This is a genomic window from Streptomyces lincolnensis (assembly GCF_001685355.1).
GTDB classification, from domain to species: Bacteria; Actinomycetota; Actinomycetes; order Streptomycetales; family Streptomycetaceae; genus Streptomyces; species Streptomyces lincolnensis.
Map to the genome: position 1 here is coordinate 236,157 of NZ_CP016438.1, position 18,897 is coordinate 255,053.

The window sequence follows — 18,897 nt, forward strand, 5'->3', positions numbered from 1 at the left end:
CGGCCTTTACAGCGGCTTCAACGCCGTGACCACCGGGCTGACCACCGACGGGCTCAAGCCCGGTCGAAGGAGCAGCCAACCGGATCAAGATGCTGAAGGAGTAGATGCTCAGCGCCGGGCTGCGGACTTGCAGCAGACTTGGAGCCGGCTACCCGACCACACAACCGGACCCGCGAGGCGTGACGGGCCGGTTCGTCGTTCACAGGCCGAGTGGCACCGGTCGTGTCGGGACCCCTGAGGTGAGCAATGTGCCCAACAGTCCGGCAAGGTCGCGGGGAGAGAAGAGATCACGACCGTGATAACCGCAGACGTCTGGCAGGGACCACCACTTCAGCTCACTGATGTTCTCAGCCGCGAGTTGGTCGTCGGACAGCTCCCCGCGAGGCTCGAACAGCACAGTGCGCACGAGGAAGTAGTCATTGATCACGCCGTCGTAGCCTGCGGCGTGACCTGGCGCCACGACTTCCTGGTGCCACACATGCGGCGGGTCTGACTCGATCGAGAGACCTACCTCTTCTCGCACTTCGCGACGCAACGCGCCAAGCGGCGTCTCGCCTGGTTCGATCCCTCCACCGGGAGCCGCCCACACGACTGTCCCCGCCGGGTCCGGGATCGCAAATCGGCACAGGAGAATGCGGTCGTCCTCATCGAGGATGATCGCGCGAACTGCATGACGCATGCTCACCGATGGCATCCGGAAAGCCTAGCGGTCGCTGCCAGAGCGCCTCGTGGTCAGTCGAAGTGGACCGAGGAACGGCAACTCACCGTGAGGCCCGGTGAGGTTCACGAGTTTTCCCAGCACTGCGGTGCTTGTCGAGGCAGCATCGGGATACTTCTGTGAAAGGTGCTGGTCACGTCCCAGATTGTCGAAGGTCGAGCTGTATGCGGCGATCCGGCATCCTGCCGGGACGCGGAGCCGGACGGGTTCGACACCGGCCCGGTGCACCTACTGCGGCGGCCCAGTCCTTGGCCGGGAAGCCGTAGAACGCGACCAGCCAGTCCACGTCGTTGGTGATCTTCTTGACGGACTTGGGACACTTCGCGCCGTAGGTCTTCTCGAATGCGGCGACGGCCTTGACCGCGTGCTCGCGATCGACGGCGTTGGTCACCGCCAGTTCACAGCGCGCGGAGAAGCTGAGGTTGCCCGGTTCAGGGCCGTGTGCCCAGCGGCACCTCGGCGAGGACGTCCCACACGATCTCGCGGCGGTCATGCCATTCGGCCACCAGCGTGAGAGCGGTGACTGGCACCGTGACCTGCCCGCCGGGCAGGTCGGACAGCAGCACCTTGAGCGCACCGCGGTCCGCGAGATGCCCGTCCGCTCCGGCGTAGGCGTACGACAGGTGTGGGTAGGAAGCCGACGGGATGCGCGGCCAGCGGTCACCGACCCCGTTACGGTGTGCTTGCCAGGTCATCTCCCACAGCTGCCGGTGAGGCCGGCCGGGGTAGCCCTTGCTCTCGATCCCCATCATGTCGATGTCCGGGCGTGACAGCACCATCTCGTAGGGGTCGATGTCGGCGGCCCTCCGCGTCACCTCCCGGGCGGTCAGGTCGATTTCCCCGGCGGTCGCGCTGTCCTGCGGTCCGGCGTGCAGCACCGTGCAGTGCATCCATTGTGGCCGGACCGGATGCAGGCCGGGCTGCTCGGACAGCACACGGTAGGGCTCATACAAGTACTTGCGGGCGAAGTCCTCACCCGGAACGATCAACCAGTGCAGGTCCTTGCGACCCCGGGCCCACCCATGGGCCCGGCCTTCCACCATGGCGAAGAAGTCGTCCATACAACCACCCCCATCGGTAGTCCACGTGCATACGCCAGGTGCTGATCTTTCCCGGTGTGGTTCTCAACAACCGTCCGCAGGTCCTGTCATGCCGACCCACCTGTCGGCGACCGGCCCAGCGGCGGAGCGCGGTGCCGCCGAGCATGACCCTGAAGCTGTCCAGTGACAGGAGACGATGAAGTCAGTTCCGATCGAGGCGTTTTGGAGTATGTACCAAACGCCCGGAGACAGCCGAGTCCCAGCGCGTGACCAGAACCCCCTCTTGTCGCGCGCTTTGAGGCTCATTGGGCGAGATTGGCTGCCGTGTCGTGATCGGTGTCGATGGTGACCCAGCCGGCGTTCGCAGCCATCTCGTAGATCCCACTCGGCACCCGACGCGCCGCCCGAGGACTCGCTCCGCAGCATGGGCGAGCGGGCCCGTTGAGCTGGAGTCCTACCGTCTCTTCAAGCGTCTCGTGATCCGGCTGTGGAAGCGAGAAGGCGGGCAGAACAGCATCCGAGGTGGAATCCCGCTTTCTGGTAGTCCGTCGCTGGAGTAGTTCGGTCACTCAGCCCGGTCACGAACGGGCGAGTCGCCACAGATTGGTTTCCGCGCGCGCTTTGTCCGCCGGAATCTCGCGCACCAGGTGGTAGAGGTTCTCGAAGCACTCCTGCCAGCGGTTCGGATCCGGCAGATTGTTCCTGGTCCGCTTGGCGCGCTCCGCCCGCACCAGTGGCTCCAGGCGTTCCCACACCGAGATCACCGACCCTCCGAGGTAGCCGGAGACGGGCTCGATGTCGACCACGCCGTGCGTGACGAGCGCCCCCAGGTTGTCGTAGAACCAGGCCAGTTCACGCACCAGGTCCCGCTCGGACTCGGGCAATCCCTCCAGTCCCGCGGACAGATCCCAGGCCGGCGACTGCTCGTACACCACCTGGCGGGCCCGGGCCAGACGCACACTGCGATGCTCACGGAACAGATCCACCAGGACGGGAAGCGTGTTCGCATGCTCCGTCAGTCGCAACTGTCGCACGGACACAAGGGCGGACACCCCCAGCGCCACGACCGACACCAACACCGCCGCAATCTCCACATCGCCCCCAGGGATGGCCCGGCCTCACGCCCGTCGTTCCCCGGCCGCAACTGCACCAACCCCGCCGCGCCGCTCCCGCCCTCGCACCCAGGCGCAACTCGGTCACCGAGGTGAGAGGCCCCGGCCTTCGCGCTTCACCTGCTCCTGAAGCGGCAGCCGCTTGAACCACGTCAGGACCGATGCCCGACCCACATGGAGATCAGCCGGCGGCTCCGGTGCCGACGCCATAGCAGACACCGTGCAGCTGGTATGTGAAGGATGCGCTGCTGGGTGGACGAAGGGAGACCGGCGTTCACCCGAACCGGCGAGCGCCGTCGCGGCGTTCGTCACCGCTTCAGCTTGACTGACTGCCCTACGGCCTCGCGATCGCGGCCCTCATCCGCACCTTCGGCCCAGGCACGGGCGTCGGCGGGCGCTGGTGGGGCAGGCAGGCCGAAGCGGAGGGCTGACCGACGACGTCGTCCAGCCGCTCCACCACGACCTGCGGCTGCCTGACTACTTGCCCAGGACGGATCCGAAGTAGGCGGTGCCCTGCGATGCGCCGAGTGCGGCGGCACCGAACGACCAGGAACCGCTGGTCGTCACGCCCGACGCCGTGCCGTCGAGCACCCAGGCGTAGCCTGCGGAGTCGTTCTCGTAGGGAGCCGTGGTGACGAGTTCGGCGTGGCCGTCGCGGTCGGAGTCGACCAGTCGCGCCTGCGCACCGAAGCGGTCGCCCGCCTCGGACGCACCCGGCACGCCGGCGGTGTTCTGGTTGAAGTTCTGTGCGCCGGCCGTTCCCAGTCCGCGTGCCGAACCGCGCAGGAGCCAGGCCGCGCCCGCGTCCGCCAGGTCGCCGATGCTCTCGCCCGGGGAGCCGATCGCCAGGTCGAGGTGGCCGTCGCCGTTGACGTCGCCGAGGCTGAGGTCGGCACCGAACCGGTCGCCGACTTCGGCACTGCCGCCGAGGCCGTCCTTGCCCTGCTCGAAGACCTGATCCGGCGTTTCGGCGTCGGAGCCGAACAGGCCGTCGCGGCTGCCGTAGCGCACGGAGACACTACCCGCGGCCAGGTCCCACTCGCCGTGCTCCAGGGTGCGGGGGTCGCCCAGCACGAGGTCGGGGTAGCCGTCCTTGTTGAGGTCACCGGAGGCGCCCACCGAGCCTCCGCCGAAGGTGCGGTCCAGGCCCAGTCCGTCCGCGGAACCGCGCAACAGCACCGAGCGGCTCTCCACGATCTCCAGGCTCGGCTCGGTGCCGGTCACCACGAGATCGGCATAGCCGTCCTTGTCGTAGTCGGCGCCGGTCAGACCGCTGGGCCTGAAGCCGTTCTCGGTGGGCAGACCGTGGAGCTGCTCGGGGTTCTGCGGTGTGCGGGACGCGCTGAAGTCGTGCACGTAGACGGAGTCCTCCGCGTTGACGTGGGCCAGCTCCGGGCGCCCGTCGCCGTCGACGTCGGCGGCGGTGAGCCCGCTGCCGTAGGACTCCCTCGCGCTGGGCGCACCCAGGGTGTTGCTCTCCAGCCACGAACTCGTACCGGTCAGCCCGCGGGCCGAACCCCACAGGACCGTGACGCTGCCCGCGTCGACGGCGTCACCGATGTCCTCGCCGGGCACTCCCACGGCCAGATCGGCATATCCGTCACCGTCGAGGTCCGCGGACGTGACGGCCGCGCCGAAGGCGTCATGGGCCTCCGGGCTGCCGGGCACCCCTGCCGAACTCTGCGTCAGAACCACTCTCTTGGCGGTGTCGACCCCCTGGGACGAGCCGTAGAGCACGGCAACGAACCCGGCTCCCGGCTTGCCGCCCACCGTCGCGGCGGGTGCCGCGGTCACCAGATCCGGGAAGCCGTCGCCGTTGAAGTCGTCATGGGCCACCGTGGCGGCGCGCTGGGCGCCCTCCGCCGCCCAGGCGGGCCCGCCGGCGATCGCGGTGCCGGTGACACTGAGCAGGGCCACCGCCAGAAAAGCGGCACGTGTCGAGCGCATGGAAATCCCCCTTGTGTTTCGCTGCGTCGAAGCCGCAGCCTCATCAACCGGGCAGCACACCGAGCCGGTCACGCTCGGCCTGCCGCCCTTGCAGCAGATGAGACCCAAGAACCCCAACAGAAGTTGTACGCCCAGCGGTTGCCGCAGAGTCCTGTGGCACGGCTGTGACAGCGGCCACAGATTCGTGACACACCCTGACGCCACTCACGACAGTGCCGGCCTTGTCGTGCAGCAGCGTGTCCCCACGGCGGCGGAACCCTGGCGTGATCACGCCATGCTTGAGTTCCGTCACAGCGCCGGCATGCCCGCTGACGACGGGCGCAGGTCGTCAGTGAGCAGCCGAAAACCTCTTGCCGAGTTGTCTCAGCACCCGATACCCAGCATCGAGACGACAAGGAGCACTGGATGACGACCCGTCTGGGTTCATTGAACGAGTTCTGCTGGATGGACCTCAAAACGCGTGACGCGGCCGGCACCGCCACCTTCTTCTCGAAGACGCTGGGCTGGCGCTTCGCGGTGGACGAGAAGGACTGGCGAAGGGCCACCAAGATCGCCGTCGACGGCCACCTGATCGGCAGCGTCAGCGACCTGGCGAATCCGGTCTACCCGCCGGGAACACCCGCCCACATCGCTTTCTACCTGGCAGTCGACAACGTCGATCACCGCGTCGAAGCCGCGACGGTGAACGGCGCTCGTCTTGTCGTACCTCCCTTCGACGCGGGCGATCAGGGGCGCATGGCGACATTGATCGATCCAGTAGGTGCCGCCTTCTCCCTCTGGCAGCCACGCAACTTCACCGGATGGCACCTCCCGTCCCGCTTGGCGGGTGCCCCGCACCGCATGGTCCTGACGTGCGACCAGCCCGAGAAAGCCCGGCATTTCTACGACACGACGATCGGGACCCCTCAGGCCTGCGCCGATTTCATCGCCACACGTGGATCCAGTGCGTCCGCCCCGCGGTGGGAACTGGCGGTCGGCGTCGAGGATCCGGACAGCATCGTCGCCCGCGCACACGAGTTCGGCCAGGACTCGGCCGTCTGGTCCGAGGAAACCGGTCGCCCTGTTGTGCGGTTGAGCAGCCCGGAGGGACTGACATTCCTGGTCCACCGCGTTGAGCAATGACTCGGCCGTCGATCAGGCGGAGGGAGCGGCCCGACCCAACCCGACTGGCCTGTGGGGCCACAGCACCTTGGCCTTCCCTTCGATGGTCAGAGCCCGTGCGCTGTCGCCCCCCAGGCCCGCGCGGGCCTGGCCTGCCGGCGGGCCACCGGTGCCGAACGCGGCCGGCCACCACTGATCCGGACCGGGGCGGACGGCTGCGCGTTCTGCTCGGATACGGCCGAGTTCCAGGCAAGCGAGGTCGCGGTCATCCGGGAGAAGCTCACCTGCGATCCGCCGGCCTCCCGTGGGCGCCGACTGTCAGACGGGCGGCCAGTTCCGCAGTGCCGCGTCGGCCACTTGCTGGAGTTCGCAGCGGGTGGCGCCGCCGGCAGCCTGGACGGCGATACCGTTCGACACAGTCATGACGTATCGGGCGAGGAATTCCGGGTCCGTGCCGGGGGGCAGATCACCCTCGTCGACGGCCCGCTGAAACCGGTGGCGCAGGCGAGCACGGCCGTCGTCGCGCCAGGCGACCAGGGCATCCTGGGCCGCCCGGCCGGAGTCACCGGCGGCCAGTGAGCCCTGCACGCCCAGGCAGCCGGCGGGGCAGCCGGGGCGGGTGGTCGTGTCGACCGAGCCGGCGAGGAACGCCGTGGCGACCTCCCGGGCGCTCGGCTTCGCCAGTGCGCCGTCCGCATAGGCGGCGGGGCCTTCGGTGTAGCGCTCCAGGGCCTTGCGGAACAGTTCCTCCTTGTTGCCGAAGGCCGCGTACATGCTCTTGCGGGTGATGCCCATGGCGCGGGTCAGGTCGGTCAGGCTGGCGCCTTCGTAGCCCTGCTCCCAGAAGACCAGCATCGCCCGCTCCAGGGCCTCGTCGGCGTCGAAGCCTCTCGGCCGGCCGATCGGCGCTTTCCGGGTGATCTCCACGGCCCCACCCTACCTCCTCGATACCGATCGGTGCAGAAGTGCTACGGTCTCATTACGCACCGATCGGTATCTAAGTTTCGGGAGTTCAAACAATGGGACAGCTGGAAGGCAAGACCGCCGTCGTCACCGGCGGCAGCACCGGAATCGGCCTGGCCACCGCCGCGCGACTGGCGTCCGAGGGCGCCCATGTGTTCATCACCGGCCGGCGCAAGGACGCCCTCGACAGGGCCGTCGAGTCGATCGGTTCCGCAGCCACCGCGGTGCCGGGCGACATATCCGAGCCGACCGACCTGGACCGGCTCTACGACGCGATCCGCGACCACGGTCGCGGCCTGGACGTGCTCTTCGCCAACGCCGGCATGGCCAGGCTCGCACCGCTGGCGCAGGCCACCGACGAACAGTTCGATCAGCTCTTTGGCGTCAACGTCCGCGGCACCCTGCTCACCGTGCAAAAGGCACTGCCGCTGCTCAACGACGGCGCCTCGGTGATTCTGAACGACTCCATCCGCGCCGACGACGGCCGGGAGGCCTTCGGCCTGTACGCGGCATCGAAGGCCGCGATCCGGTCTCTCGCACGGACCTGGGCCAACGAGCTGAAAGGCAGGGGCATCCGGGTCAACACCGTCGCGCCGGGCGCGATCGACACCCCCGGAGTCGACCTCGCCATCGGCGAGGAGAACGCGGCCGCGGTCAAGGCAGAGCTTGCGGCGGGAGTCCCGATCGGCCGGAGGGGACGCCCGGAGGAAGTCGCCGCCGCCGTGGCCTTCCTCGCCTCCCCAGACAGCAGCTTCATGCTCGGCACCACCCTGCACGTCAACGGCGGCGAGAACCAGTTCTGACCCGCCACAGGAAGTCCCGAGCGGCCGGCCCTGCGCACACACCACCCGCCACCCACCAGAACCCAGTACTCAGAACAAGGAATGACTCTTCAACTTCCCAGGGAGATGATCGGTTCAATCGCGCGGGCCGTCGGGCTGAGCAGTGGTGATAAGGCGTCGGGGTAGGCGAGGTGGGTGCGGCGGAAGAGCATGACCGTGGTCCCCCGCGTGTGTCAGGAACTGCTCGAGTCGGGCTGCGTCACGCCAACCACCCATCCGCAGACCTTGCGGGTGACCTCGTAAAGGATCTCCTCACTGACGCCCTCTAGGCCGGCGCGGTGACTGGCGAGCAGGAGCGGACGCAGCCGTCGGGAGTGTGGGCCACGGCAGTGGGGGTGGCCAGAGTACGGGCGCTGGAAACCGAGCGGGAGAACGCGCTGTTCCGCGATCCACTGGCACAGGCCTTCGCCGCCGCCGGTGGCCTGTGGCCCCTCCTCGCCGCCGCCCGAGGACGAGGCCGCGCAACGTCGCCGGCGGGCCGTGTCGTTCTCCATCGTCATCAGGACGAAGTTCCTCGACGACCTGTTGCGGCGGGCCTTCGCGTCCGGGGTCCGGCAGGCCGTGCTGCTCGGCGCCGGCATGGACAGCCGGGCCTTCTGGATGGACTGGCCCGAGGGCACCCGGTTGTTCGAGGTCGACACCGCCGCGCCACTGGACTTCAAGGCTTCGGTGCTGCGCCAGGAGCGGGCCGTCGCGCGCTGCGAACGGATCACCGTCGCTGTGGATCTGCGTGAGGACTGGCCCGCCGCGCTGTCCGCCGCAGGACACGACCCGGCGGTGCCGACCGTGTGGATCGCCGAAGGACTGCTGATCTATCTGCCCGAGGACGCGGTGGAGTTGCTGCTGGCGCGGATCAGCGCGCAGTCGGCGGCAGGCAGTCGGATGGGGCTGACGTTGGGCTCGCGCGGCGTGATCGAGCGCTTCGGCACGGACGCCGCACCCGGATCGGCGGCATCCCTGTGGGTCTCGGAGATGCCCGACAACCCGGTGGCCTGGCCGGCCCGGCACGGCTGGGAATGTACACGCTCCGGTCGGCCGAGACCGGCCGACCGCGGTGACGCCCTGGGTGATGAGCCGTCAGAAGGCGAACGTGTAGCGCGCCACGAAGCCGTCGTAGGTACGTCCAGCCGGCCATCGCCCCACTCCCCGGTCTCGGAGATCGGCTCGGCACGCCATTGGGAGGCATGGGTGCGTGTCTTCTCCATCTCGCGGTAGAGGTCGGAGAGACGGGTGAACGTCTTGCCCGGGAGACCGCCTGCCGCCATCTGGCCTGCTGCACCGGCCCGTCGCGCGGTCCAGGGTGCTGACGTCCGCCGTGCCGGCTTCCGACTTTTTCGCACGCACGTCCTCAGCTAGGCGGCCACCAGCGCCGGCTAGTGGCCAGGGATCTGCGGGAGCAGGCCGTCCCAAAGCCGCGTTGGGTAAACGCGCGCCCCGAGCCATCGGTGACCGGTGTTCACCGCGCCGAGTCCGCCTGCCTCTGTCCGTCCAGACCGTCGCCGTGATGCTGCTCATGGATCCGACAGATCGGAGGCAGGTGCGGTCAAGGGACGGGGCGCAGGATGGTGCGGGCCCGAGCGGTGTGGCGGTAGCGCACGTGTCGTCCGTCGCGTTTGCGTTGGACCAGGTCGGCGGCCAGGAGACGGGAGAGGTGGAAGGAGACCGTCGCCGGTGCGAGGTGGTGCAGCGTGGCCAGCTCCGTGGTGGTGCGTGGTTCGGCCAGACTGCGCAGGATCGCCAGCCGAGTTGCACCGAGGACCGGGGCGATATGGGGAATGGTGTGGTCCGAGGCTGCGATCGGGATTGCGAGTTGCGCTTCTCCGGGGCGAAGAGGTGCGTGCAGGCCCACGCGGTCCAGGAAGAGGCTGGGGATGAGAGTGACAGGGTGCTCGCCGCCCACCTCCCCGTCGAAGTCGGAGGTGACTTTCAGGGCCCCGTCCTGCCAGAGCAAGGAGGAATGCAGGGCCGCGAGGGCGCTGCCGAGCCCTTCACGAGCCGCGACCGCGCCGTGCCGTTCGACGAATCCTTCGAAGCCCGCGGTGATCTGCGACCAGTGCGGCGCCATCGCCTTCGACCAGAGCCAGTGCAGCTCGCGGGCGAGCCGCTCCCGCAGTTCGCTCTCGCCGACCTCGATGCGGGGCCGCACCTGTTCGTCAGCGCGTGCGAGCTGTCCGTCCCGGAGCCATGGGCAGCGGCTGCTGCGTGCCTGTCCTCCGGTGAGGAAGGCGGTGAACTGAGCGCCTACCGTGCTCGCCGGTGTCGTGGCGACGGCATGCAACTGGTCCTCGACAGTCGGAAGGAAGGTACGGGGTGCCGGAGTGAGGAGTTCCGGCAGGTAGGTGGTGTATCCGCGCGCGACGGCCGCGAGGGTCGGCAGGTGCCCCGAGGACAACAGTGCCCGGATGTGGCGGTGCCTGCGGGAAGCCTTCGGCGCCTCGGAGACGGCGACCAGGGCGGCGGCCAACTCCCCCACAGGTGAGATGGCCCAGCGTAGACCGGCCAGCCGCTCCGTGGGCATGTGCAGGTCGATCACCGATACACCCCTTCTTTGCATAGCTCCGTTGCGCGGTTCCGTCGCGGATCAGCATTCGAACCTGATCGAATCAACGCCTGGGACAGTGCCTCGGTTCCTAGACTCCAGGGGCTGCAGGCGGTGCGCGTGACGCGTGCACTTTCCTGCTTGAGAGCGAGACGGGGCCGATGATCCTGTCCGGAAAGGGATGATCGATGAGGCCGCGTCGTAGCCGGTCCCTGCGCGGGCTACCTCGCTCTCGGTCAAGTACACAAGGGCCAGTTGAGGACCGTGACGGGCACACAGGTGGGGACGGACTCCCCCTAGTGGTTCCAGGGTGACCTGCACGGCAGACATCGTGGTGTGTGGATCACTTCACGTTGGCTCACCTGCACCGCCGACTGAACGCAGCGCCCCGCCGGCGCCTGCCCCGTTCACGCCAACATCGCGCCCATCACATCCATGAGAAAGGCACACCTTCGTGCAGCAGATGATCTTCGTTAACCTTGCCACTCATGACCTCGACGCATCGAAGAAGTTCTTCACCGCGCTGGGGTTCTCCCCCAACGAGCAGTTCAGCGACGACACGACGGCCGCCATTCCTCTCAGCGACACCATCAACGTCATGCTGCACACCCACCAGAAGTACGCCGAGTTCACGAAGAAGCAGATAGTCGAATCGAGAACGTCGAGCGAGGTGCTCCTCGCGCTGAGCGCCCCCAGCCGTGAGGGGGTCGACGAACTGGTCGACAAGGCGATCGCCGCGGGAGGCTCGCCAACCGGTGAGACTCAGGATCACGGCTTCATGTACGGCCGTGCCTTCGACGACCTCGACGGGCACACCTGGGAGGTCATGTGGATGGACCCCACGGCAATGCAAGGATGAACGACTCCCTCCGATGACGGCACGGCTCCGGTCACCGTTCACCGGTCCCTGACGAACAGCTGACGGTTACTCGGGCGCCGGTCCGTGGGGGATGCGGCGGCCGAGGAATGCGGCTACACGGTCGAGGGCCAGGGTGTGCTCGGGTGCGGGCTGGGCTGGGGCGACGGATCCGCCGGCGGTGCGGGGCAGGTCGCCGTAGATCTCCCGGACTACCGGCAGAGCGGCGTACGCGATGTGGGGCTCCAGGTCACGTTCGTGGCCGAGCGCGGTCGCGAGGTCCCAGCCATGCACGAGCAGCTCGATGAGGAGCTGCTCGACCACCCGGCGGCCGGGCGCAGGGCCGAAGGAGCGGTCCAGCATGCCAGGCTGTCGGAAGGCATCACGAGCCTGGGCGGCGGCGGTTTGGAAGGCCGCGATGTGGTTGTCGCCGAGGTGGTCATCGGTGTGGCCGCTGGTGGGGGGCGTGCCCTGGGCCAGGCCGCCCCAGATGATGTTCTCCCAGACCAGGTGGTCGAGCAGGTCCCGTACGGTCCAGTCCTTGCAGGGGGTCGGTAGGCCGAACTGGTCCGGCGTCGTCGCGCGTACGAGTACGCCGACGGTGTCCTGGACGCGTGTGAAAGCGTCCAGGACACCGCCCGGCCAGGGGTCGGTGTCATCCGTGTAGAGGGTTTCGAGCCGGGCGCCCCGCGCGCCGGGCTCGGGGTTGGCGCGCAGGGCGGTGGTGAGCCACTGTCCTGCCTCGGCGATCCCGGCGGGTGCGGGGCGGCCGCCGAGAACACACAGCAGTTGCCAGAATCGTTCGACGGCGGGCTCGGCCGCGGCGGTGAGCTGCTCGTGCAGGAGTTGGCGTGCCTGGGCGCCGTCGGAGGTCACGGCGGGGTCGGTGTTCGCACGGCTGGGCAGCCAGGCGGCGACGATGTCCGCGACGACCGGGTCGGCGGCCGGGGAGTCCGCCGCGGTGCCGCCCTGTATCGCTTCGCGGACGTGTGCGGTCCAGGTGTCGGTGAGGACGCGCATTTCCTCCGCCGCGGCCGAGTCCTGCGCTCCCTGTCCATGACGGGCGGCGTACTCGGCGATGCGCCGCATGGCCGGACGCAGCTCTCCGTCTGCGACCAGTTCGCCCAGCTCCAGCCACGCTTCGACCTGCTCGTCGGTGGGATCGTCCGGAAGATCGGAGCCGGCCGCGAGGAGCCCCTCGCGGAAGTGGGGCACGTCCAGATCGCCGAGCGTGTCGGTGAGGAAGTCGTGGACCAGCTTGCGACGTTCGTCGGGGGACATATGGGCGGTGCGGGTCATCAGAGCGAGTCCTTCGTGGGTAGTGCGACGTGTGACGGTGCGCAGGACGGCCTGGTGGGTCCGCAGGCGGCGGATCTGTGCCTCCAGAGCCTCGACGTGTGCGGCTGCCACCTCCGTGAGCCCGTCCTCGCGGTCCAGGGCGGCCCGGATTTCGCCGAGCCCCATCCCCAGGTCCCGCAGAGTGCGGGCCAGATGCAGCCGGGCCACGCCGGCGGTGTCGTAGCGGCGGTAGCCGCCGGGGGTCCGGCCCGCCGGTGCCACGACGCCCACGTCCGACCAGTGCCTGACCACTTTCACCGGCAGCCCGGTCTGCCGCGCCACGGCTCCGATGCTCCACGTAGGCCGCGACGTGTTGTCCATACGCATGTGCTCCACCTTTGACTCTCCCTCCGTGGGAGAGTCAAGCAGCCTCAAGGGTCTGCCGCCGTGGAGACGGTGCTCGGCCGGGGCGAGTTCGTGCGCTGGTGGGCCGGTCATGTCGTACTGCCAGGCCGGTCGGCCGCTCGTTCCGGGGCGGTGGTGGTATTGGCGGTGGTACTCGGCTACGGGAACATCCGCGGTGACCGTGCCAACGCGCTGGCGTCCTGGGCCAGGTCGTGTCGCGTACGAAGTGCAGCCGGTTCTCGATATCCCGGTGCGAGCGTGCCAGTTCGCCGAGTTGCTGCGGCGACGCCTGCATCGAGGGCAGGTCGGTGATCGCATCGACCGTCTTGCGGGTGAGCCGTCTTGCCGACCCTGGCCATCCCGACGATCGCGGCGATGGCCACCGTCGTCGCGTCGCGAGCGGGCCGCAGACCGAGCAACCAAGCCAGTTCGGAGCGACGGCCCGTGAACGCCGGGGAGTCGGCCGGCAGCTGGGCCGGAACCAGGGAACGGTCGATATCCGGGGCCCGCCCAAGACCCGGTGTGCGGAGCACGCCGGAGGCGATCCCCCGGTGCAACGCCAGCCAGACGTTCAGCTCCTCGCCCGAGCACCCGCAGGCGCGGACGAAGGCCGCCACGAGTTCGGCCCGCGGGAAGGACACACGTCGGGGCGTAGATGAACGACCGGATCGGACCAGCTCGCTCTGGATCCGGTCCTGACCCGCGATCTGCACGCAGCACCCGGGCAGGGCGCCGGCTCGACTCCGCCGGAACGCGAAACGCGGGATCGAGCCGGCCGCCCCGGCCTGCGCATGAGCCGTGCGGTGGGGGCTGGGCGACGGCTTCGGGTGCGTCTCCCGGCCGATCAGTACAGGTGCGTCAAGGCGCTCCCATCAGCTGACCGAGTCGGGTGCAGGTCCGACCGTGAAGCCGTCGCCATGGGGCCGGTGGCGAGGCCCTGAGCGCATCGGGCGGCCATGCGGCTCTCTCCGCGCTCACCGGTTCCCGCCGCTCTCCGGCGGCAGGCTGTGAGTGCGGACCACGTCGGCGTACCACCGCGCGCTGGACTTGGGGATGCGCTTGCCGGTCGGGTAGTCGACGTAGACGGCGCCGAAGCGCTTGCTGTAGCCGTAACCCCACTCGAAGTTGTCCAGCAGAGACCACAGGAAGTAGCCCCGGACGTCGACGCCGGCCCTGATGGCCCGGTGCACGGCCGCCAGGTGGCCGTGGAGGTAGGCAATGCGTTCGGGGTCGGCCACCTCTCCTTCCGGGTTCACGTAGTCGTCGAACGCGGCCCCGTTCTCGGTGATCACCAAAGGCGTCGCGGGGAAGTCTGCCTTGAGACGCGTCAGCAGGTCGTACAGACCGCTGGGGTCGACCGCCCAGCCCATCGCGGTGGTGCTGCCCGGCGGCCGGTGGAAGGCGACGTTGTCGGCGCCCGGCCAGGGGCTGTGCTCGCTCGCGCCGTGGCCGTCGGAACCATGGCTGGCCTCGCCGGTGGCCGCGGAGACGAGCGTCGGCGTGTAGTAGTTGACGCCCAGGAAGTCCAGCGGCTGGTGGATGGTGGCGGTGTCGCCGTCCCGTACGAAGGACCAGTCGGTCAGACTCGCCGTGTCCTGGAGGAGGTCCTGGGGGTATTGGCCTTCCAGCAGCGGGCCGGTGAAGACACGGTTGGCCAGTGCGTCGATCCGCCGGGCCGCGTCGAGGTCCTCGGCTGCCTCGGTCAGTGCGCGGACGTGATGAATGTTGAGGGTGATGGACGCCTGTGCGCGGGCGGGCAGTTCGGCGCGCAGCGCCTGTACGGCCTTGCCGTGGGCGAGGTTGAGATGGTGCGCCGCGCGCAGGGCCGCGACCGGGTCGGTGCGTCCGGGCGCATGGACACCCGAGCCGTATCCGAGGAAGGCGCTGCACCAGGGTTCGTTGAGGGTGATCCAGGTCTTCACCCGGTCTCCCAGCGCATGTGCCGCCAGGGCCGCGTAGTCGGCGAACCGGTCGGCGGTGGCGCGCTCCGGCCAGCCGCCGGCGTCCTCCAACTCCTGCGGCAGGTCCCAGTGGTACAGCGTGACGACCGGTTCGATGCCCTTCTCCAGCAGTGCGTCGGTCAGGGCGCGATAGAAGTCGAGCCCCTTTTCGACGGCCGGGCCGCGGCCGGTCGGCTGCACGCGCGACCACGACAGGGAGAACCGGTAGGCGCTCACTCCGAGGTCGGCCATGATCTCGACGTCCTCGCGCCAGCGGTGGTAGTGGTCGGTGGCGACGTCACCGGTGTCACCGTTGCGCACCCTGCCGGGCGTGTGCGAGTAGGTGTCCCAGATCGAAGGAGTGCGTCCGTCGGCGGAGGCGGCGCCCTCGATCTGGTACGCGGCGGTCGCAGTGCCCCAGGTGAATCCCCGCGGAAAGGTGCGGACGGCGATGTTCTGCGGGGCGGGTGCGACGCGTCGGGTTGCGGTGCTCACGTGGGTCCTTCCAGGTGACGTGCGGGGAGGGAGAGGCGAAGTGGGGCGGGGACGTCGAGGGGCCGCGGCAACGGGGGACGGCACGGCATTCACCCCTTGACCGCCCCCTGCATGATTCCGCCGACGATCTGACGGCCGAAGACGATGAAGAGGGCGAGCAGAGGCAGCGTGCCGAGCAGCGCGCCCGCCATGATCAGCGACTGGTCGCGCACGTATCCCGCACTGAGCTGGGTGAGGGCGACGGGCACCGTCGGATTGGTCATGTCGAGCACGATGAAGGGCCAGAAGAAGTCGTTCCAGGCGTGCACGAACGTGATCATGAACAGCACGGCCATGGGAGGCCGGGCGATCGGCAGCACGATGCTCCAGAAGATGCGCAAGGAGTGCGCACCGTCCACCCGCCCGGCCTCGACGAGTTCGTCGGGCAGCGCTTCGGACAGGTACTGCCGCATGAAGAACACGCCGACGGCGCTGACAAGGGTGGGGAAGATGACGGCGGGCAGCTTCTGGCCCCAGCCCAGTTCCGTCATCATCATGAACAGCGGTACGACGCCGAGTTGGGGCGGCACCATCATGGTGCCGATGACGAGCATCAGCAGGATGTTGCGGCCCTTGAAGCGGAGTTTGGCGAACGCGAAGCCGGCGAGGGTGGCGAACAGCACTGTCGACAGGGCGATCACCCCGGCCACGATCAGGCTGTTGAGCATGGCTTTGCCCAGCGCGGCGTCCTGCCAGGCCTTGCCGAGGTTCTCCAGGAGATGGGGTCCCGGCAGGAACGGCGGAGGCGTCTGGGTGACGCGCGTGTTGTCGCTCGACGCCGCCACCATCGTCCAGTAGAGCGGGAAGAGCGAGAACAGCGCGGCGATTCCCAGCAGGATGTAGGCGACGGGACCCGCGTGGTGCTGACGTCCGGCACCCGGGTGCCGGAACAGTTGGCGGCGGCGTCCGCCGGACGGGGTGCCCTTCCGGGCCTTCTTCGCGACCGCGGGGCGCGCGTCCGCCGTCTGGACCGGGATGCTGTCTGTGGTCATGGAAATCTCCCGGTCAGGCCCTGCGCGCCAGGACGCGCTTGACGATTCGTTGGACGACGAACACGAGAATGAGCACCAGGAACATCGCCCAGGCGACCGTGGCGGCCCGCCCCATCTGGTAGTTCTTCCAGCCCTCCTCGTACAGCAGCAGACCCAGCGTCTGGTACTGGTTGTCCGCTCCCCCGGTGATGCCGTTCGGGCCCTGGCCGAAGATCAGGGGCTCACCGAAGAGCTGGGTGGCGCCGATCGTGGACAGGACGATGGTGAACACGATGGTGGAACGGATGCCGGGGACGGTGACCTTCAGGAACTGCTGCCACCGCGAGGCGCCGTCGATGGCCGCGGCCTCGTACCGGTCACGCGGGATCGCCTGCATCGCCGCGAGGTAGAGCAGCGCGTTGTAGCCGGTCCAGCGCCAGATGACGATCGAGGAAATCGCCGTCTGCGCGGCCCACTTGTTGTTCTCCCAGTCGATGTTGTCGACACCGAAAAGGCTCAACATCCAGTTGATCATGCCGAAGTCGCGTTCGAAGAGCATCGTGAACACGAGGGCCGCGGCACCGACCGACGTGGCGTACGGCGTCAGGGCGGCGACACGGAAGAACGTCGAGCCGCGCAGCCGGTAGTTGAGCAGGTGCGCCAGCCCGAGCGCCATCAGCAGCTGCGGCACGGTCGACAGGACGCCGATGGTGAAGGTGTTGAACAGCGCGTTCCAGAAGCGGTCGTCGTCCCACAGCGCCGTGTAGTTGTCGAAGGCGACCCACTCCATGAGGTTCAGGGTCGACAGTTCGACGCGGTGCAGCGAGATCCACGAGGTGTAGATGAGCGGGTAGAAGCTGAAGGCGGCGAAGACGACGAAGAACGGGGCGACGAAGGCGTACGGCGCGCCCCGGACGTCGAGGCGGTGCAGCAGCGTACGGCGCCGCTGACGCTCCGCGCCGATGCCGGGCGCACCGTCGGGGGGTGTCGAGGTGGAGATGGCCACCGGAAGGCGTCCTTCCTGGAGGGGTGGAGAGGCGGGCAGGGGCCCGGCGACCCACAGGGGCCGCGCGTGGGGCGCCGGGCGGCGGCGGGCAGGGCCCCAGGTCAGCCGGCGGCCTTCTCGATGCGCTCGTCAGAGGTCGTCCACGCCTCGTTCGGGCTCTTGTTCTGCGCCTCGATCAAGGTCAGACCCTGCGAGAAGATGTCCTTGATGGTGCCGTCCTTGCGGCCGAGCACCTGCTCGTCGGGGATCTCCTGGGCCGCGGCGCTGAAGATCTTGCCGATGGGCGCGCCACTGAAGTAGTCCGACTTGGCATCGACCACTGCGGGCAGGGTCAACGCGGTCTGCGACGAGGGGAAGTTGCCGATCTCCTTGAAGAGGTAGGCCTGCTGCTCGGGGGCGGTGAGCCAGGCCACGAGCTCCTGCGCCTCCTTCTTGACAGGGCTCTTGTCCATCACGCCGAGGAACGCTCCGCCCCAGTTGGCGCCCTTGGGCGCCTTGGCGACATCCCACTTGCCCTTGTTCTTCGGCCCCGCCTTCTCGCTGATGTGGGCGAGCATCCATGCCGGGCAGACGGTGGTGGCGAAGGTGCTGTTGGCCAGGCCGGGGTCCCAACCGGGCTGGAACTGGCGGAGCTTCGCGGTCAGATCGGCCGTGGCAGCCTCGGAGGCCAGCTTCCACGCGTCCTTCACGACAGGGTTGGTCTTGTAGATCAGCTCGCCCTGCTTGTCGTAGAACTGCTGGGAGTTGCCGTAGATCATGGCGTTGAACAGTCCGCTGGAGCTGTCCATGTAGGCGACCTTGTCGGCCTTCGAGTTCTGCTTGAACCGCTTGCCCGTGGCGACGTACTTCGACCAGTCGCCGTCCCACAGCTTGGCGACCTCGTCGCGGTCGGTGGGCAGGCCGGCCTGCTGGAAGAGGTCCTTGCGGTAGCAGACCGCCATCGGGCCGATGTCGGTGCCGAGGCCGATGACCTTCTTGTCCGCGGTGGTGACCTGGCTCTGCTTCCACGGAAGGAAGTGGTCCGTCCCGGCCACGCCGGCCAGATCGACGAACTTGTCCTTCTGGGTGTCGGACAGTTCCTTGGCCCTACCAATTTCTATGCCCTGGATGTCCTTCAGCCCGCTGCCGGCGGCCAAGTGGGTCTGCAGGGCGGTGTAGTAGGTCTGCTCGTCGCCCGCGACGTCCGCCTTGATGACGACGTTCGGGTGTTCCTTCATGTACTTGTCGAGCAGACCGGTCTCCTTGAAGCCCATGACGCCGAACAGCCCCATGGTGATGGTGACCTTGCCGTCCTTCTTCCCCCCGCCGGTCCCCCCGTCGCTGCTGCCCCCGCAGCCCACGACCAGCCCGAGAGCCGACGCGGCCGACACGGCGGCCACGGCCCTCGTACGCAACTTCCTTCGGAACTTGTCCATTTCGTCCTCCTAGCGGCGGCGCTGACGCACCGGAGTTCGCGCCCCGCAGTCCGCTCCGCAGGCGCGATTTGTCCGGTGGGCACGTTCCCAATCGACGATGGGAACGTGCCCACCTGAGAGCCCGCAGCCTGGCCGCCACGAAAGGCGTCTGTCAAGAAGTTGAATCCACTTCGTTGCCGAAAGGTGTCGCGAGCCCGCACCCGGGCCCTGCGGGCGCTCTCCTCGCATCT

The 18,897-nt window shown here is 68.5% G+C and carries 15 protein-coding genes and 1 pseudogene; 4 read left to right on the plus strand and 12 right to left on the minus strand.

Annotated features, from left to right (window positions below; genetic code table 11):
• Positions 1-199: 199 nt before the first annotated feature.
• The 5 genes from SLINC_RS01085 to SLINC_RS01105 form a co-directional block, all read right to left on the minus strand.
• Positions 200-694: an NUDIX hydrolase gene (locus SLINC_RS01085; protein WP_067425472.1), complete on the minus strand. Its 495-nt coding sequence runs from the start codon at positions 692-694 to the stop codon at positions 200-202.
• A gap of 157 nt (positions 695-851) precedes the next feature.
• A complete protein-coding gene (locus SLINC_RS48745; RefSeq protein WP_067425475.1) occupies positions 852-1,109 on the minus strand; it encodes a hypothetical protein in 258 nt (85 codons plus the stop codon).
• 40 nt (positions 1,110-1,149) lie between these two features.
• A complete protein-coding gene (locus SLINC_RS01095) occupies positions 1,150-1,779 on the minus strand; it encodes a hypothetical protein (protein WP_067425478.1) in 630 nt (209 codons plus the stop codon).
• Positions 1,780-2,336: 557 nt separating this feature from the next.
• A complete protein-coding gene (locus tag SLINC_RS01100; protein WP_418361227.1) occupies positions 2,337-2,852 on the minus strand; it encodes a DUF4760 domain-containing protein in 516 nt (171 codons plus the stop codon).
• Between the two features lie 495 nt (positions 2,853-3,347).
• Positions 3,348-4,817 carry an FG-GAP-like repeat-containing protein gene (locus SLINC_RS01105; protein ID WP_067425484.1) on the minus strand — a complete coding sequence of 490 codons (1,470 nt, stop codon included), beginning with the start codon at positions 4,815-4,817 and terminating at the stop codon, positions 3,348-3,350.
• 405 nt (positions 4,818-5,222) lie between these two features.
• Between SLINC_RS01105 and SLINC_RS01110 the strand changes: the two genes are divergently transcribed.
• Complete coding sequence (locus SLINC_RS01110; protein ID WP_067425488.1) at positions 5,223-5,939, plus strand: VOC family protein; 717 nt, start codon at positions 5,223-5,225, stop codon at positions 5,937-5,939.
• A gap of 297 nt (positions 5,940-6,236) precedes the next feature.
• Here SLINC_RS01110 and SLINC_RS01115 read toward each other — a convergent pair whose 3' ends face one another.
• Positions 6,237-6,845: a TetR/AcrR family transcriptional regulator gene (locus SLINC_RS01115; RefSeq protein WP_067425491.1), complete on the minus strand. Its 609-nt coding sequence runs from the start codon at positions 6,843-6,845 to the stop codon at positions 6,237-6,239.
• Positions 6,846-6,937: 92 nt separating this feature from the next.
• Between SLINC_RS01115 and SLINC_RS01120 the strand changes: the two genes are divergently transcribed.
• Both SLINC_RS01120 and SLINC_RS01125 read left to right on the plus strand, forming a co-directional pair.
• Entirely contained in the window at positions 6,938-7,684 is a 747-nt protein-coding gene (locus SLINC_RS01120) for an SDR family NAD(P)-dependent oxidoreductase (protein WP_067425493.1), read from the plus strand.
• A gap of 374 nt (positions 7,685-8,058) precedes the next feature.
• A pseudogene (locus SLINC_RS01125) lies at positions 8,059-8,938 on the plus strand (SAM-dependent methyltransferase).
• A 328-nt stretch (positions 8,939-9,266) separates the two neighbouring features.
• On the opposite strand, the gene SLINC_RS01130 reads toward SLINC_RS01125, so the two are convergent.
• On the minus strand, positions 9,267-10,256 hold the full coding sequence (locus SLINC_RS01130) for an ArsR/SmtB family transcription factor (RefSeq protein WP_067425496.1): 990 nt from the start codon (positions 10,254-10,256) through the stop codon (positions 9,267-9,269).
• A gap of 469 nt (positions 10,257-10,725) precedes the next feature.
• Here SLINC_RS01130 and SLINC_RS01135 point away from each other — a divergent pair, with 469 nt between their 5' ends.
• Positions 10,726-11,121, plus strand: a complete 396-nt coding sequence (locus SLINC_RS01135; protein ID WP_067444754.1) for a VOC family protein — start codon at positions 10,726-10,728, stop codon at positions 11,119-11,121.
• A gap of 66 nt (positions 11,122-11,187) precedes the next feature.
• Here the strand turns inward: SLINC_RS01135 and SLINC_RS01140 are convergent, their stop codons facing one another.
• The 5 genes from SLINC_RS01140 to SLINC_RS01160 form a co-directional block, all read right to left on the minus strand.
• Positions 11,188-12,783: a TIGR03086 family metal-binding protein gene (locus SLINC_RS01140; RefSeq protein ID WP_067444759.1), complete on the minus strand. Its 1,596-nt coding sequence runs from the start codon at positions 12,781-12,783 to the stop codon at positions 11,188-11,190.
• Positions 12,784-13,775: 992 nt separating this feature from the next.
• The gene (locus tag SLINC_RS01145; protein ID WP_067425499.1) at positions 13,776-15,236 is read right to left on the minus strand and encodes a GH1 family beta-glucosidase; all 1,461 of its coding nucleotides are present in this window, start codon (positions 15,234-15,236) and stop codon (positions 13,776-13,778) included.
• 89 nt (positions 15,237-15,325) lie between these two features.
• Positions 15,326-16,267, minus strand: coding sequence for a carbohydrate ABC transporter permease (locus tag SLINC_RS01150; RefSeq protein ID WP_067425503.1), 942 nt, complete (start codon positions 16,265-16,267; stop codon positions 15,326-15,328).
• A gap of 13 nt (positions 16,268-16,280) precedes the next feature.
• Entirely contained in the window at positions 16,281-17,252 is a 972-nt protein-coding gene (locus SLINC_RS01155; RefSeq protein ID WP_067425507.1) for a carbohydrate ABC transporter permease, read from the minus strand.
• 101 nt (positions 17,253-17,353) lie between these two features.
• Positions 17,354-18,667 (minus strand): extracellular solute-binding protein, encoded by a 1,314-nt coding sequence (locus SLINC_RS01160; RefSeq protein WP_067425510.1) that lies wholly within the window; start codon positions 18,665-18,667, stop codon positions 17,354-17,356.
• Positions 18,668-18,897: the final 230 nt, after the last annotated feature.